This is a genomic window from Oribacterium sp. oral taxon 108 str. F0425 (genome assembly GCF_000214455.1).
Classification (GTDB): Bacteria; Bacillota; Clostridia; order Lachnospirales; family Lachnospiraceae; genus Oribacterium; species Oribacterium asaccharolyticum.
Genome location: NZ_AFIH01000001.1, coordinates 1,616,996 through 1,633,016, shown reverse-complemented (window position 1 = coordinate 1,633,016; position 16,021 = coordinate 1,616,996). Strand labels below are relative to the sequence as shown.

Sequence of the window (16,021 nt, the reverse complement as noted above, 5' to 3'; positions counted from 1 at the left end):
CCGAACTTTTGTGGAAAGCGGAGGAGGCTCCTCTTTCTCTTACAAAAGAGCAGGCAAATGTCCTGGAAGGAATCAAACTTGCCTTCTCCAAGGGCGAGAAGGCTGCCCTATTGTTTGGGGTGACCGGTTCGGGAAAAACAGAAGTTTATCTCAAACTGATGGAAGAAATCATCCGGAAAGGAAAAGAAGTGATTTTTCTGATTCCGGAGATTTCTCTGAGCTTTCAAACCCGCTCTCGTATAGAAAAACGCTTTCCGGGACTCGTTTCAGTACTTCATTCTAAAATGAGTCAGGGAGAACGGGCGGAAAGCATGGAAAAGTGTCGCTCCGGTGAAGTGAAGATTCTTATGGGACCGCGTTCCGCCCTTTTTGCTCCGTTTTCAAATTTAGGACTGATTATTATGGATGAGGAGCAGGATAGGTCATACAAATCGGAACAGGCACCGCGTTATGAGACACGAGACGTTATACGAAAGAGAGGAGAATTGTCTTCCTGCCCGGTTCTCTTTGGTTCCGCTACCCCTTCCGTGCAGCTTTTTTCCGAGGTGGAGAAGGGAGCCCTGCCCTGTTTTTGTTTGCATAATCGAGCGGTAGAAGGAAGTACTTTACCGAAGATGCAAGTGGTGGATATGAGAAAGGAGCTGGAAGAGGGAAATCGCTCTATTTTTTCTCGGGTGTTGGAAGGGAAAATTCAGGAAAGGCTGGACAGAGGAGAGCAGGTGATGCTCTTTATGAATCGAAGAGGGTATGCGCCCTTTGTGAGTTGCAGAAAATGCGGAGAAGCACTTCGTTGCCCACACTGTGATGTGAGCTTGAATCTGCATAAAAACGGAATTCTGCAGTGTCATTACTGTGGTTATCAAACAAATCTTCCGAAGATTTGTCCGAATTGTAAAAGTAAATATCTCGCAGCCTTTGGAAGCGGAACGGAAAAATTGGAAAGCATCTGTCATAGTGTATTTCCAAAGGCCGGAATTCTCAGGATGGATCGGGACAGTACCGGTAAAAAAGGAAAGTATGAAGAGATTCTGCAAGCATTTTCGGAAGAAAAGGCGGATATTCTTCTGGGGACACAAATGATTGTAAAAGGACATGATTTTCCGAAGGTGACTTTGGTCGGAATCATTGCAGTGGATCAGATTCTTTTGGACTCCGACTTTCAGGCCGGAGAGTGGGCTTATCAGCTGATTACCCAGGTTTCAGGGAGGGCCGGACGCGGAGAGAGAGCCGGAGAAGTGCTTATCCAAAGCTATCAGCCGGATCATCCGCTACTGGAACTTGCCCTTAAGCAGGACTACCTGTCTTTTTACAAGGAGGAAAAGAACTATAGAAAACGACTCTCTTATCCTCCTTTTTCCGTTATGCTGGCTATGCAATGCATTTATACGGAAGAAGCTTACCTGGACTATATTCTCGGAAAGCTTATGCCCAGAGTACAGGAAAGAATAAGAGACGGAGGGGGAGAAACCTATGGTCCTTTCCCGGCTACCGTCTATAAAATAAAAGATAAGTTTAGGAAAATTATCTATATTAAGCATAGTAATCATGATATAATTTTGCAGCTAAGGGACTACTTTATACAAGAATTAAAGCAAGAAGATAAGAGAAATTTGATTCTGCTACAGTTTGATCTTCTATAGCAGGGTCCGTATTATCTGTAAATAAACACATTGAAAGGGGATAAAATGGCTATTCGTTCCATAAGAACCATAGGAGATCCGATTTTAGAAAAGAAAACCAAGCCGGTAAAGGAAATGACCGACCGCATAAAGGACTTGATTTCCGATATGTTTGAAACGATGTATGAGGCAAACGGAGTGGGGCTGGCCGCTCCGCAGGTAGGAATTTTAAAACAGCTTTTTGTTGTGGACATCGGAGACGGAAAGCAGTATGTGGCGATTAATCCGGAGATTACGACCCTGGGAGAAGAAATGCAAACAGGGGAGGAAGGATGTCTTTCCGTTCCGGGAAAAGAAGGACTGGTAACTCGCCCCATGCGTATTCTCATGAAGGCGCTCAATCAGAATATGGAGGAGTATGAACTGGAAGCAAGCGGCTTCTTAGCCAGAGCCTTTATGCATGAGAATGATCACTTACAAGGAATACTCTATACCGAAAAAGTAGAGGGTGAGCTTGAAGATGTTGTGTATGAAGAGCTCGACGAGGAGGAGCAGATTTGAAAATAGTCTTTATGGGAACGCCTGATTTTGCAGTAGAGAGTCTGGAAGCTTTAGATGCAGCAGGTCATGAAATTGCCCTGGTCATCAGTCAGGAAGATAAGGCCAAGGGAAGAAAAGCCATTGTTGAGAAAACTCCGGTAAAGCAGGCTGCAGAGAGGCTCGGCCTTCCGGTTCAATCGGTTCACCGTTTAAGAACGGATGAAGACTGCATCCGGAGAATCAGAGAAATTGCACCTGATTTTATTGTGGTAGCCGCTTTTGGCCAGATTCTTCCGAAGGAAGTATTGGATATTCCAAGATTTGGGGCAATCAATATTCATGCGTCTCTCCTTCCGAAGTACAGAGGGGCGTCTCCGATTCAGCAGGCTGTTTTAGACGGAGAAGAGGAGAGCGGTATCACAACGATGCTTATGGCGGAAGGCCTGGATACGGGAGACATTCTCTTACAGGAAAAGTTGCCTTTAGACAGGAAGGAGACGGCGGACAGTCTCTTCCAAAAGCTTGCCGAACTTTCGAGAACCTGCATTGTAAAGACTTTGGAGGGATTTTCCAAAGGAGAAATTCATCCTGTAGCGCAGGAGAATGAAAAGGCAAGCCTTACAGGGATCATAAAAAAGAGGGACGGCTTTATTAACTGGAACAGAGAGGCGTCCTATATCGAAAGAATGGTAAGAGCTTATACACCTTGGCCGAATGCCGTGAGTATCCTTCCGAACGGGAAAACTTTTAAAATCTGGCAGGCGGATGCAGTGAATAAGCCGGATGAGGAAATGCTGAGTTTGGGGAACATACAGAGAGAAGATATAGAGCATTTTCTGGGAGAAAACTTTAAGGAAGAGTATATTCCGAAGGAAGGAGCGGGAGGACTCTTTTGTTCCAAGAATAAGCAAAATCTGTTTTTTTCTACAGGAAAGTCTTTTCTGGAAATCACGGAGCTGCAGGTAGAAGGAAAAAAACGGATGGCGGCTCCGGATTTTCTCAGAGGCTATAGCGGAAAAGCGGAATAGGTTTGAAGCTTTATATATTGCAGAGGGGAATAGCTCGCGAAATTTGATGGGATGAGCATCCTATCGGAGACAAGTTCTCGTTTTTTGGAACAAAGTCAAAAGGAGTTATGGTGGAAAGAAAAAAGAGAGAAAGGCTAAGCGGTAAAAAAACGCAGGGAGACTGGAAAAAGAGGCTGGCAGAGTCCAAAACGGCAACTCCCTGTATCCATAAAAAAACGGAGAGAGAAGCAGTTTTGGAACTGCTTTGTTCTGTTTTTACGGGGGGAGAATTCTTGCACCTTGCCTTAAGAAAGCTTTTTTCGGAAGAATCTTATTTTGATACACGTTCGAGAGCCTTCATCACCCGCTTGAGTAGGGGGACACTGGAACGTTATATCCAGATTGACTACTTCCTTTCACTTTATTCCAATACACCTTTACGGAAAATGAAACCTGTCCTCTTGCAGGTTCTGCGGCTTTCTGCATACCAGCTTCTTTTTCTGGATAAAATTCCGCCGCATGCCGCCATTAATGAAGGGTTGAATTACCTGAAGAAAAGAAAATTGCAGGGCCTCGTACCCTTTGCCAATGCTATTTTACGGAAAATAGCGCAGGATAAAGAGCAGCTTCTTCAGAAATTAGAGCAGGAGCATAGGGAAGATGCGATTGGAGCAGCTCTTCCGGAGGAGATTTTTGCATTTTTAAAGAGAGATTACGGAGTGGAGGAAACTCTTCGAATAGCAAAAAGCTTCTTGTCCTCCGATGCCGGTTTTTATATTCGAAATGAAACCGGAGAGGGAGAAAAAGTACTGGGGAATATCATGGAGGAAGAACGTTTTCTCTCCGGAGAGGTAAGCATTCAGGATTTTTCATCGCAGGAGGTGGGAAGGATTGCTCATTTACGAGAGGGGAGCAGAGTCTTAGATTGTTGCAGCGCTCCCGGCGGAAAGGCTTGCCATATGGCGAGTCGCTTAAAAGGAAGCGGAATGGTCTATGCCAGGGATGAAAAATCGGATAAGCTACATTATATTGAGGAAAATCGAGAAAGATTGCATCTTGAAAATATGGAGATAGAAGCCTGGGATGCGAGAAAACCGGATTCCCGATTTGCAAAGGAAGAGGATAAACTGGATGTGGTTCTTTGTGATGCACCCTGCTCGGGACTCGGCGTCATCGGGAAAAAGGCGGATCTTAGGCTGCATTTTTCTAAAGAAGGAGTAAAATCTTTACAAAGCTTGCAAAGGGAAATTCTAAGTACGGTACAGAGCTATGTGAAGAGGGGAGGACAACTGATTTACTCTACCTGCACATTAAGCAGGGAGGAAAATGAAGAAAATCGAGACTTTATTTTAAAATCCTTTCCTTTCCGCCTGGAAACGGAAAAGAAATTTCTCCCGGGAGAGCCGGGAGACGGCTTCTACTATGCCAGCTTTATTCGAACGGAGGAAACGGGACAGCCATGCAAAGTTTAAGAGATTTGGAAGAAAGGGAAGTAGAGGCTTGGGTGTTGGAACATCATTTTCCAAGGTATAGAGCAGAGCAGATTTTTCGTTGGGTACAGGAGAAAGATGTAACGGATTTTTCGGAAATGGAAAATCTTCGCAAAGATCTCAGGCAAGCCTTGCGTGAAGAATTCAGCCTTGCCCTTCCGGAGCTTTACCGTCGTTATACTTCCAAACTGGATGAAACGGAAAAATTTCTTTTTACACTCGCAGACGGACATCGAATTGAAGCGGTATTTATGGCCTATCACCACGGGAACACCGCGTGTATTTCCACGCAGGTGGGCTGCAGGATGGGATGCGCGTTTTGTGCTTCGACGCTATCGGGCCTCGCAAGAAATTGCAGCTCCGGAGAAATGCTCGGGCAAATTGTTGCGATAGAGCATCTTACAGGAAAAAAGATTTCCAATGTTGTGCTGATGGGATCGGGAGAACCCCTGGATAACTATACGGAAGTACTTCGCTTTATACGCCTTCTTAGCGGGAAAATCGGCAGAAATATATCGCAGAGAAATATAACTCTTTCTACCTGTGGAATTGTACCGAGAATTTTGGAGCTTGCAGAAGAAAAACTGGGAATCACGCTGGCGCTCAGTCTGCATGCGGCAACGGATGAAAAACGAAAGAAAATTATGCCGATTGCCAATCGTTATGCTTTGTCCGATGTGATGGAAGCGGTTCGCTTTTATTTCAAAAAGACGGGAAGAAGAATCAGCTTTGAATATGCTCTGGTCTTCGGTGTAAATGACGGGGAAGAGGATATACGGGAGCTGAGTGGACTTTTAAGGAAGAAGGGGGAGCATTTTCCCGCACATGTAAATTTAATTCCCGTGAATCCCATTAAGGAAAGAGATTTTACCGCGCCGGATCGAAAAAAAATCAATCGTTTTAAAGAAGGACTTGAAAAGCAGGGAATAACTTGTACCATTAGAAGGGAGATGGGCGCGGATATTTCCGGTGCATGCGGGCAGCTTAGAAGAGATGCGGAAATGGTAGAGAAGGAGGATTGATGCAGTTTTTTGCGAAAACGGATCAAGGGAAAATGAGAAAAATGAATCAGGACTTCCTTTTTGCAACGAAGGAGGGACTGGGAATATTTCCCAACCTTTTTTTGTTGGCCGACGGCATGGGAGGACATAAGGCGGGAGATTATGCTTCCCGTTATCTGGTGGAAAGCTTAGTTTCCTATATTGGAGAGATGAAAGAGGAATCCCCCATACGGTGCTTGGATTTGGGAATCAATCGAATGAATCGGGAGCTTTTTTGCCTTTCCCAAAATAATGGAAATCTTCGAGGAATGGGGAGTACTCTTGTTACCGCCTATGTAGAAGACCGTGTGTTGTTTGTTTCCAATGTGGGAGACAGTAGGGCCTATCTTTTTCGAAAAAGCCGTTTGAAACAGCTCACAAGAGACCATAGTTATGTGGAAGAAATGATTGAAAGAGGAAAGATGATTCGCGGTTCGAGAGAATATCTGAGTTATAAAAATTATATTACCCGGGCTGTAGGTGTAGAAGAACAGCTGGCGGTGGATTATTTTGAAGAGGAATTGGAAGAAGGAGACCTGTTTTTTCTTTGTTCGGACGGATTAAGCAATATGGTGGATCATGAAAGCATGGTACAGGTGCTGAAAGATGATGCGGATTTGGAGGAAAAGGGACAGGCCTTGATTGATTTGGCAAATATCAATGGCGGAAAAGACAATATAGCCTTGATTCTTGTTGATCCCTTTGGAAAGGAGTAGGGAAATATGAAGATTGAAAAAGATACCCTGCTTCAGGAACGATACAGGATAGAAGGTCTGATCGGCGAAGGCGGGATGAGCTACGTTTATAAGGCACAGGATATTAAACTCGGAAGAATTGTAGCGCTGAAGGTTTTGAAGGATGAGTTTGCGGGAGATGCAGAATTTGTAAACAAATTTCAAAATGAAGCAAAAGCGGCAGCCAAATTGAATCACTTGAATATTGTTTCCACCTTTGACACGGTTGATGAAGGGGATTTGCACTTTATCGTTATGGAACTTGTCGAGGGGATAACTTTAAAGAACTTTATCCAAAGAAAGGGGAAAATTGCGGAGAGAGAAGCAATCGGGATTGCATTGCAGCTGATTGACGGCATAGACCTTGCTCACAAGATGGGGATTGTCCATCGCGACATTAAACCCCAAAACATCATTGTAAGTACGGAAGGCGTTGTTAAAATTGCCGACTTCGGTATTGCAAGAGCAGCCAGCCAGGAAACGGTTAACACGGCTGTAATGGGGTCCGTGCACTACATTTCTCCGGAACAGGCTCGTTTAGGGATAAGCGATGCGAGGTCGGATATTTACTCCTTCTCCTGTACGCTCTATGAGATGTTAACCGGAAAGGTGCCCTATGCGGGAGAAAACTCCATGGCAGTTGTATTTTCGCACCTGGAAGACCCGATTCCCAGAGTTCGAGACAGTGTAAAAGAAATATCCAAGGCTCTGGATTATATCGTTTGGAGAGGAATGCAGAAAAAGGCCTCCCTTCGTTATCAAAGTATAGCGGATATGGGAGAAGATTTACGTCTTGCACTGGAGGATCCGGATGGAAGCTTTCTTTCCGAGAGAGAGGACAATGGAGGAAAAGGAGTCTTCGGAAGAAACGGATTGGACCAGGGAATCAGTAATCTCTACAAAGGCCTGGCTATTGCATCGGTTATTTTGATTGTAGGAGTATTTCTCTTTTTGGGATATAAGGTGGTGGGACTTCTCCGTTCCGTGCAAAGCATTTCCTCTGACGAAACAAAGCTTACGGAGAAGACTACGGAAGACAGTACGCAGGTTGCTATTACGATTTCCGCATTGGACAGCTTGCTGCCGGGAATTATCGGAAAGACAATCCCCGAAGCGGAAGATATTTTGAAGAATTATGATATTCGCCTTTATGAAGATAAGGCGGAGTTTTCCGATGAATATGAGGAAGGGCAAATTATCTCCTACCCCGGCGGACAATACAACAGCCATAGTCGTATCTATGTAACGCTTTCCAAAGGAAGTAAAGATTTGGAATTTTATGACCCCAAAAATCCGGAAGATTTGTCCTCTTTGCAAAAGATGTCTATTGCAGAGCTGGAGCGGAAATTACAGGATAGAAACATTCAGTACAGCATCAAGGAAGAAGCCTCCGATACAGTTCCTGCAGGCTATGTGATTCGAACCAACAAAGCTGGTACAAAAGATGCCGGAGCCTTGGAAATCACGGTCAGTACCGGAGCTGCCAGCAATTTGGTGGCAGTTCCCGACCTTGTCGGTATGACGGAAGATGAGGCGGTTTTAGCGATACAGTCTGAGGGGCTGGTAGTAGGAACAATCACTTATGTTTCCGGTACGTCAGTGGATGCGGATTATGTGCTTAGCCAGAGTATTCTGAGCGGTACTATGGTGGAGCAGGGACAGGCTGTTTCCCTTACCGTAATCAGAGGGCAGAGTTCCAAGCCTTCCACCTCTACGGAAAAGGCATGGGTTTCCAGCATTAATCAAAGTGTGAGCATAGGAAGCGGAGGACCCGGTGTTCAAGGGACCGTTTTGGTTGTTGTTTATCTGATTCAGGAAATTGATGGAGAAAGTCGTTATACTACCATACAGTCTGCCAGATCTTATGCCCTGGGCAGTGAGATGCAGCTGAGCATCAACCGGATTGTAGGGGCTACCGGGCTTTCCAAGGGAACCATAGAGGTAGTCGATGCGGAAAATGACCGCGTACTGGCTTCCTTCGACTTGGAATTCCACCCGGAGGGTTAGTATGATAGGAAAAATCATCAAAGGCGTAGGCGGATTTTACTATGTGCACACGAAGGACGGGGTATACGAATGTCATGCCAAAGGTGCTTTTCGCAATAAAAAGGAGAGACCTTTGGTTGGCGACAGGGTCGAGTTTTCGGAAGTTCCGGACAGTGAAAAGGAACACACGGGCCATATTTTACGTATACTGGAAAGAAAAAATGAACTCATTCGACCTTTGGTCAGTAATATTGATCAGGCAGTGCTTCTCTTTGCCGTAAAAAATCCAGCTCCGTCTTTTCCCCTCATAGACCGGTTTCTTTTACATCTTCTGGTGAAAGAGATTCCTTGTCTCTTGTTCTTTAATAAGAAAGACCTCTTGACTAGGGAAGATGGTGATTTTATAGAAGAAATAAAGGAAATTTACAAAAAAGCGGAGCTCCCCGTTTATTTTCTGCAAGGAAACAGTGCGGAGGATAAGAATAGAATTCTTTCTCTTTTAAAAGGGAAGACGACAGTGTTTTCCGGCCCGTCCGGTGTAGGAAAATCGACCATGATTAACTCCCTTCTCGGAGAGGAAAAGATGGAAACGGGCGGGCTTTCCGAGAAGATAGCAAGAGGAAAAAATACGACAAGACATGCTGAGTTTTTCGCTTTGGATGAGGACAGTTATGTTTTGGATACACCGGGATTTACTTCCCTTTTTCCTCCGGAAATCAGCCCGGAGAATCTTCGCTATTTTTATCCGGAGTTTGAAGCCTACAGAAAAGACTGCCATTATAACAGCTGTGTTCATATCGGAGAGAGAAAAACGGATTGTGCAGTAAAACGGGCAGTTTTGGAAGGAAAGATTTCGGCTGTTCGCTATGAGAGTTATAAAAAACTTTACCAGGAGTTAATAGAAGAAGGCAGGCAGTAAGCAGAAAGAAGGTGCAAAAGATGAAAAACAGACTGTCTCCATCTGTCCTTGCGGCGGATTTCGGAGCGTTAAGAGAAGATCTTTATTTAGCGGAAGAGGCGGGAGCCGAGAGTTTTCATTTTGATATTATGGATGGGCATTTCGTGCCCAATCTTTCCTACGGCTTAAGTCTTGTTTCCGCTTTGAGAAAGAATTCCAAGGCATTTTTTGACGTGCATCTTATGGTGGACAATCCGGACTTTTATTTTCCGCTGTGTAAGGAAGCCGGAGCGGACAGAGTCAGTTTTCATGTGGAAGCGACTCCACATATTGACCGCTCCCTGCATGCGATAAGAGAACTGGGGATGGAGGCGGGGGTGGCTCTGAATCCGGCAACTCCTCTTTCCTCTTTGGATGAAATTTTACCTATTTCAACTTATGTGCTTCTTATGAGTGTGAATCCGGGATTTGGGGGACAAAAGTTTATTCCCTATAGCCTGGATAAGGTAAAACGGCTTAGAAAGTTGGCGGAGGCACGAGGACTTGATTTGGAAATCGGCATAGATGGCGGCGTGGGATTGCAAAATATTCGGGATATTCTGGACAACGGGGCGAACTTTATTATTGCCGGCTCTTCCGTATTCTCCAAAAAAGAGGAAGTCGGAGAGAGTGTGAGACAGTTCAATCGTTTTATTCGGAAAAATTGATTTTTCTGCAATACAAGGCAGTGGCTTGAAAAAGCTATCGTATCAGTTTATATTTAAAAGAACGACAAACCGGAATAAGCGTATTCCATACGGGAAAATGCAATACTCGATAGGAAAAGAAGGGGGCAGTATGCTGGATATTAAATTTATTAGAGAAAATCCTGATCTGGTTAAGGAAAATATCAAGAAGAAATTTCAGGATGAGAAATTGAATCTTGTGGATGAAGTAATTAATTTGGATGTAGAAGCCAGAAAAGTACAGATGGAAGCCGATGAATTAAGAAGTAAGAAAAACCAGGTTTCCAAGCAGATTGGCGCCCTTATGGCTAAAGGAGAAAAGGAAGAAGCGGAGAAGGTAAAGGAAGAAGTTGCCGCTTTCTCCAAAAGACTTTCCGAATTGGAAGAGAAGGAGCCCATGTTGCAGGAAGAGATTCTGAAACGCATGATGGTGATTCCGAATATGATTGATCCGTCTGTACCCATTGGAAAGGATGATAGCTGTAATGTGGAAAATGAACGCTTTGGAGAGCCGCTTGTTCCGGATTTTCCCATTCCCTACCATGCAGACATTATGGAGAGTTTTGGCGGTTTGGATATGGATGCTGCAGGACGTGTTGCAGGAAACGGTTTCTATTATTTGGTGGGGGATATGGCAAGATTGCATTCTGCAGTCCTCTCCTATGCGAGAGATTTCATGATTGACAGAGGCTTTACCTATGTTATTCCACCCTATATGATTCGTTCCAAGGTGGTGGACGGTGTAATGTCCTTTGCCGAAATGGATGCCATGATGTATAAGATTGAAGGAGAAGATCTCTATTTAATCGGTACTTCGGAGCACTCCATGATCGGAAGATTTATCGATCAGATTTTACCCGCAGCCTCCCTTCCCTTAACCTTGACATCCTATTCTCCCTGCTTCCGAAAGGAGAAGGGGTCTCATGGAATTGAAGAAAGAGGGGTTTACCGCATTCATCAGTTTGAAAAGCAGGAAATGATTGTGGTTTGTGAACCGGAAGATGCTATGAACTGGTATCAGAAGCTATGGCAGAACACGGTGGATTTCTTTAGAAGCCTGGATATCCCGGTCAGAACTCTGGAATGTTGTTCGGGAGACCTTGCTGACTTGAAGGTAAAGTCCTGTGACGTGGAGGCTTGGTCTCCAAGACAAAAGAAGTATTTTGAGGTAGGATCCTGCTCAAACTTAGGGGATGCACAGGCGAGACGCTTGAAGATTCGTGTGAAGGGAGAGGATGGAAAGAATCATTTGGCCTTTACCTTAAACAATACCTGCGTAGCTCCACCCAGAATGCTGATTGCCTTTCTTGAAAACCATTTGCAAGAGGATGGAACGGTAACGATTCCAAAGGCATTGCAAGCTTATATGGGAGGAAAGGAAGTTTTAGTTCCGAAGTATAATTCCGTTGAAAAAGAGAGAAAAGCTTAGTTTTGTACCTGCTCGCTCATTTTCCATAAAATGAAAGCGGAAAAGTAAATAATCTGTAACGGAGAAGCCGTTCTTTCTGTCATAAAGAGAGAACGGCTTTTTTCTTATAAAATGCAGTTTTTAAAAAAGATATAAGGAAGTAAGAAAGAGATTTATTGATAATTTTTCGCCTATCCTCTATACTTTTAGAAATAGTGCCATACTTGCCTAGCTTAGAAAGGAAAAATATGGAACCAATCATTTCCGTGAGGAATTTGAAGAAAGTTTTCAAAATTGGAGACAATGATGTCCCGGCACTAAACGGTCTGGACTTTGATATCTATCAGGGTGAATTCATTGCCATAGTGGGAACCTCCGGATCGGGTAAATCCACTTGTTTAAATATGTTGGCAGGATTGGAGAAACCCAGTGAAGGAGAGATTCACATCGTCGGGGAAGCCATAGAGAAGATGAGTGAGTCGGAACTTGTCAGTTTCCGCAGAAATCATGTGGGATTTATTTTTCAAAGCTACAACCTGATTCCTTTTTTAAATGCTGTGGAAAATGTCGCTCTGCCGCTTATGTTTCGCGGTGTGGATAAGGAAGAGAGAAATAAAGAGGCCCTGCATTATCTGGAACTTATGAATATTGCGAAAGAAGCGGAACATACGCCGAATCAGATGTCCGGAGGACAGCAACAAAGAGTGGGGATAGCTAGAGCCTTGGTTATTAATCCGGAAATCATCTTTGCGGATGAGCCGACCGGAAACCTGGATTCCCATACCACGGAAGAGGTGCTGAGCCTGATGAGAAAGATTGTGGAGGAACAGAAAAAAACCTTGATTATGGTTACGCATGATCCCCATATTGCATCCTGGTCCGACAGGCAGCTTCGAATCGTAGACGGCAGAATTGTAGAAACGGTGCTCCGGGAAGGAAGCGCCATAGAAGAAGAAATTTTAGCGAATAACGGAAAACGCCCCTATACAGTGGTGCATCCTTTAAAAAATGAGGTGAAGAATGATGAAAGAGAATAGAAAAAGAAGAAAAGCAGGGGAAGGAGTAAGAGCATTCCTGAGAACTACGATACGAAGCAGTGCGGTTTTCTTCTTGTCTTTTACTATGCTTTTTCTCTTCTGCTTTGAAAGGCATGCCTATGCATCCTATGTCAATACAAACTTAAATACCTTTTTTCATGATCCGCAGGACATTCCTACAGGATACCCCGGACAGGAGATGGAGATTAAGGTAAGAGTAGGTTATAACGGAGTTAACGGTTTGGCCAACCCGAATACCGATGAAATCAAGAATGTTCGTGTTCGTCTGTCCAATGACCAAAGCTACCTGACAACAAAGAACAGTCCTACCAGAACGAATAAAGACAATCCTTATAAAAATGCCGGCGATGACGATGAGCAGGGAGAGGCACAGAAGGATGCTTGGGATGAGGGCTATAAGGCGGGAAAGAACAATGCCTATAAAAACGGATTAAATTATGTTTATCCCGTGGACGGCGGCGTCTATCCCTTTGAAGTGAATGCTTCTCTTTTCACACAGGAAAAAACGTTAGCCTCTCTGAAAAAAGGAGAGTATCAGGAGCTGACCTTTAAGGTTAATGTTCGTGCGGATGCCCTGAAGATGAAAGACGGTGCGGGAAATACCAGCGACGGCTATTTCGGTGTTCCTTTTACCATTTGGTATACCGATGGAAACGGACAGGAGCAAAACAGAACCGAGTTTGTCAATGTGTTTATTACCGAAAGCGGAGAAGTCAAGAATTCCGGTACGAAAATATTGGAGAAAACTTTTGTTGTGGGAGAGAATCAGTTGACCCCGACGGGAAATTATCCGACCCCGATGAATTTTTCTGTAAATTTCAGAAACCAGAGTAAGAATACTCTCTATGATGTTAAAGTGAAGTTTAACACGGCACTCGCTGAGAAAGAAACCGTACAGCTTACGGAAAATCCGAAGTCGGAAGCGCAAAAGGATTTTCCCTTTGCCATTAATGAGGCAAATTATGACCGCGATTTTTCTGTGGTAAAGCCCGGGGAAACTGTAAGTCCCAGCTATTCCATGGCAATCAAATCCAATACGGCAAGCGGCTATTATCCTCTTTCCTATACGGTAAGCTACAAGGTGGCGCCGGGAGCAAATGTTTCTGTCAGCGATACGTATTCCTTCTATGTTAACGTGCGTAATTCCACGATGATTCAGGTGGATAAGGAAAAATTGGGTGATTTCAACGCCAATGACAGAACAAAGGCAAGACTCATAGTCAGTGCCTATCGTACGGAACCGGAGAAGGTTTATGCCGGACAGGATTTTAAGCTTTATTTGACGATGAAAAATGCTTCGACTTCCATCGCGGCGAGCAATATTCTTTTTACTTTAACTTCCGAGAAAAGTCAGGATGCCGCTGTATTTGCTATCGCTGACGGAGCCAATTCCTTTGTGGTCAATTCTCTCGCGGCCGGAGCGGAAACGGAACTGACTTTAACCGTGAAGGCGAACGCCGGTGTGGATCCGAAGTCCTATGTGATGAGTATCAATGAGAAATATGATTCTCCGGACTTTAAGAATGCGGAAGAAAAGGTGGATATTGATATTCCTGTAAACCAGACGGCGCGCATGGGATTCTCCAACTTTAGTGTAACACCGGAGTCCGTGAGTGTAGGAAGCGAATCCAATGCGATGTTCGGCATCAATAATACCGGTAAGGTTATCCTCTATAATGTACAGGCTATATTCCAGAGTGATTACATTAAAAAGGCAACAGCGTATGTAGGAAACATTAAGCCCGGTGAAACCGGAAATGTGGATGTGATGCTTTCTGCCGTGAAGGCAACGGGTGGTGACGATACGATTCCGGTAGAAATTCAGTACGAAGATGTAAACGGTAATAAATTTACCGAGAAAACGGAAATCAACTTGACGATTACGGAACAGGCCGAGACTCTTCCGGGAGATTCCATGGATAATGTACCCAATTCACGGATACCCGAAAATCATACTTCGTCCGTTCCCTTAGCGGTAGGCGCTGTTGTAGCTGCCCTTATCCTTTGCGGAATCGTTGTAAAGATAAAGAAAAAAGGAAAGAATAAATAATGAAGATGCAGGACTTATTTCTTCTGGCTTTTTCCAATCTGCGAAGAAGAAAAATCAGGACCTTACTCACTGTGCTCGGTGTAGTGATTGGAACGGCATCTATCGTGGTCATGGTGAGTCTGGGTCTGGGTATGAGCGAGAGCCTTTTGCGTTCGTTTCAAAGTTCCGGATCTCTTACCAAGATTAATATCACAAACTACGGCGGTATTGGAACGAATGCCAAAAATAAGGTGGAGCTCACGGATGAAAGCATTCAGTCCTTTGAATCCATCCCTCATGTTATTGGGACCTCACCTTCCTTGGAAGTGTATGTCACGGCAAAGGTGGGGGCGCTGCAGGGAGATTTCAGTTTGAGAGGAGTTTCACAGGCCTATTTTCAGCAAATGAAGCTGAAGGAAGGGACTTATCCGAAGAAGGGTGACGCCGAGCTGAGTCTCATTTACGGAAATACGGTGGCAGGTTCCTTTCATAAGGGAAACAACTGGGACAAAGAATATTCCATAGATCCGATGAAGGACACCCTTTTCTATATTTTTCCGGAAGCGCAGAATAACAGTAAACCCGGCACGGCCCAAACGGAAGGCGAACAGAATAAACCGCAAAAAAAGTACATCATTAAGACTTCCGGAGTGATGGAAGGCAGTGCAGAAGATTATAGTGAAGATTCCAGCTATGTTTATGCAGACCTGGACAGCCTAAAGGCTTTCCTAAAGAAGATTTATAAGAAAAATCTGGTGCCTGATCCGAAAACCGGAAAGAATGGAAAGCCTCTTCGTTATTATTCTTATGACCAGGCCTATGTCTTTGTGGATGATATGAATAATGTTGCCGCTGTGCAAAAGCAAATCACGGATATGGGCTATTCCTGCTATTCTCAGGTGGAGTGGTTAAAGCAGGCGCAGGAACAAATCAAGACGACACAGCTTGTTTTGGGCGGAATCGGTGCGGTTTCCCTCCTTGTTGCGGCAATCGGCATCATGAATACGATGATGATGTCTATTTTCGAACGAACCAAGGAAATCGGTGTTATGAAGGTTCTGGGCTGTGATATGGGGGATATTCGTAATATGTTTCTTACGGAATCGGCCTTAATCGGAATCCTTGGAGGCATAGTCGGAATAGTGTTAAGCTATGGCGTGTCTTTCATCATTAATTTTCTTTCCTCAGGCGGAGGAGAAATGGTGGACAGCTATACCGGAGGAGGTGGCGGAAATATCTCTACTATACCTCTTTGGCTTGCCGGTTTTGCCATTATTTTTGCCATGCTTGTCGGAATGCTGTCCGGTTACTTCCCCTCAGTCCGTGCCATGAAGCTGAGTCCGCTTGCGGCAATTCGAAATGAATAAACCGTTAATCCGGAAGGATTCTATTGTGTAGTAGAAAGAAAGTATACACTTATGAGTGATACTTGTTCTGCAGAAAATCGAGTCTTGTTTCATGAATGGGAAAATGATACAATTTTCCCA

13 protein-coding genes are annotated in these 16,021 nt (G+C 44.3%); all 13 read left to right on the top strand.

Annotation, left to right across the window (positions count from 1 at the left end):
- Positions 1 to 8: 8 nt before the first annotated feature.
- The 13 genes from priA to HMPREF9124_RS07605 all read left to right on the top strand — a co-directional run bounded on the left by priA (position 9) and on the right by HMPREF9124_RS07605 (position 15,901).
- Positions 9 to 1,640: a replication restart helicase PriA gene (gene priA / locus HMPREF9124_RS07665; RefSeq protein ID WP_242821577.1), complete on the top strand. Its 1,632-nt coding sequence runs from the start codon at positions 9 to 11 to the stop codon at positions 1,638 to 1,640.
- Between the two features lie 45 nt (positions 1,641 to 1,685).
- Entirely contained in the window at positions 1,686 to 2,180 is a 495-nt protein-coding gene (def, locus tag HMPREF9124_RS07660; protein ID WP_009429960.1) for a peptide deformylase, read from the top strand.
- Complete coding sequence (gene fmt, locus HMPREF9124_RS07655) at positions 2,177 to 3,187, top strand: methionyl-tRNA formyltransferase (RefSeq protein ID WP_009428109.1); 1,011 nt, start codon at positions 2,177 to 2,179, stop codon at positions 3,185 to 3,187. The genes def and fmt overlap by 4 nt, the downstream gene beginning before the upstream one ends.
- 107 nt (positions 3,188 to 3,294) lie before the next feature.
- The gene (locus HMPREF9124_RS07650; protein WP_242821576.1) at positions 3,295 to 4,638 is read left to right on the top strand and encodes a transcription antitermination factor NusB; all 1,344 of its coding nucleotides are present in this window, start codon (positions 3,295 to 3,297) and stop codon (positions 4,636 to 4,638) included.
- Positions 4,626 to 5,678 carry a 23S rRNA (adenine(2503)-C(2))-methyltransferase RlmN gene (rlmN, locus tag HMPREF9124_RS07645; protein ID WP_009428258.1) on the top strand — a complete coding sequence of 351 codons (1,053 nt, stop codon included), beginning with the start codon at positions 4,626 to 4,628 and terminating at the stop codon, positions 5,676 to 5,678. The genes HMPREF9124_RS07650 and rlmN overlap by 13 nt, the downstream gene beginning before the upstream one ends.
- Entirely contained in the window at positions 5,678 to 6,412 is a 735-nt protein-coding gene (locus tag HMPREF9124_RS07640; protein WP_009429559.1) for a Stp1/IreP family PP2C-type Ser/Thr phosphatase, read from the top strand. The genes rlmN and HMPREF9124_RS07640 overlap by 1 nt, the downstream gene beginning before the upstream one ends.
- A gap of 6 nt (positions 6,413 to 6,418) precedes the next feature.
- Positions 6,419 to 8,437 (top strand): protein kinase domain-containing protein, encoded by a 2,019-nt coding sequence (locus HMPREF9124_RS07635; RefSeq protein ID WP_009427844.1) that lies wholly within the window; start codon positions 6,419 to 6,421, stop codon positions 8,435 to 8,437.
- A 1-nt stretch (position 8,438) separates the two neighbouring features.
- Positions 8,439 to 9,335: a ribosome small subunit-dependent GTPase A gene (rsgA, locus tag HMPREF9124_RS07630; protein WP_009428514.1), complete on the top strand. Its 897-nt coding sequence runs from the start codon at positions 8,439 to 8,441 to the stop codon at positions 9,333 to 9,335.
- Between the two features lie 20 nt (positions 9,336 to 9,355).
- Positions 9,356 to 10,021, top strand: a complete 666-nt coding sequence (gene rpe, locus HMPREF9124_RS07625) for a ribulose-phosphate 3-epimerase (protein WP_036597738.1) — start codon at positions 9,356 to 9,358, stop codon at positions 10,019 to 10,021.
- 130 nt (positions 10,022 to 10,151) lie between these two features.
- Positions 10,152 to 11,468, top strand: a complete 1,317-nt coding sequence (gene serS / locus HMPREF9124_RS07620; RefSeq protein ID WP_009536108.1) for a serine--tRNA ligase — start codon at positions 10,152 to 10,154, stop codon at positions 11,466 to 11,468.
- A 227-nt stretch (positions 11,469 to 11,695) separates the two neighbouring features.
- Positions 11,696 to 12,484 carry an ABC transporter ATP-binding protein gene (locus tag HMPREF9124_RS07615; protein WP_009428625.1) on the top strand — a complete coding sequence of 263 codons (789 nt, stop codon included), beginning with the start codon at positions 11,696 to 11,698 and terminating at the stop codon, positions 12,482 to 12,484.
- Positions 12,471 to 14,555, top strand: coding sequence for a COG1361 S-layer family protein (locus HMPREF9124_RS07610; protein ID WP_009429322.1), 2,085 nt, complete (start codon positions 12,471 to 12,473; stop codon positions 14,553 to 14,555). The genes HMPREF9124_RS07615 and HMPREF9124_RS07610 overlap by 14 nt, the downstream gene beginning before the upstream one ends.
- The gene (locus HMPREF9124_RS07605; protein WP_009429429.1) at positions 14,555 to 15,901 is read left to right on the top strand and encodes an ABC transporter permease; all 1,347 of its coding nucleotides are present in this window, start codon (positions 14,555 to 14,557) and stop codon (positions 15,899 to 15,901) included. Before HMPREF9124_RS07610 ends, HMPREF9124_RS07605 begins: the two co-directional genes overlap by 1 nt.
- Positions 15,902 to 16,021 lie beyond the last annotated feature (120 nt).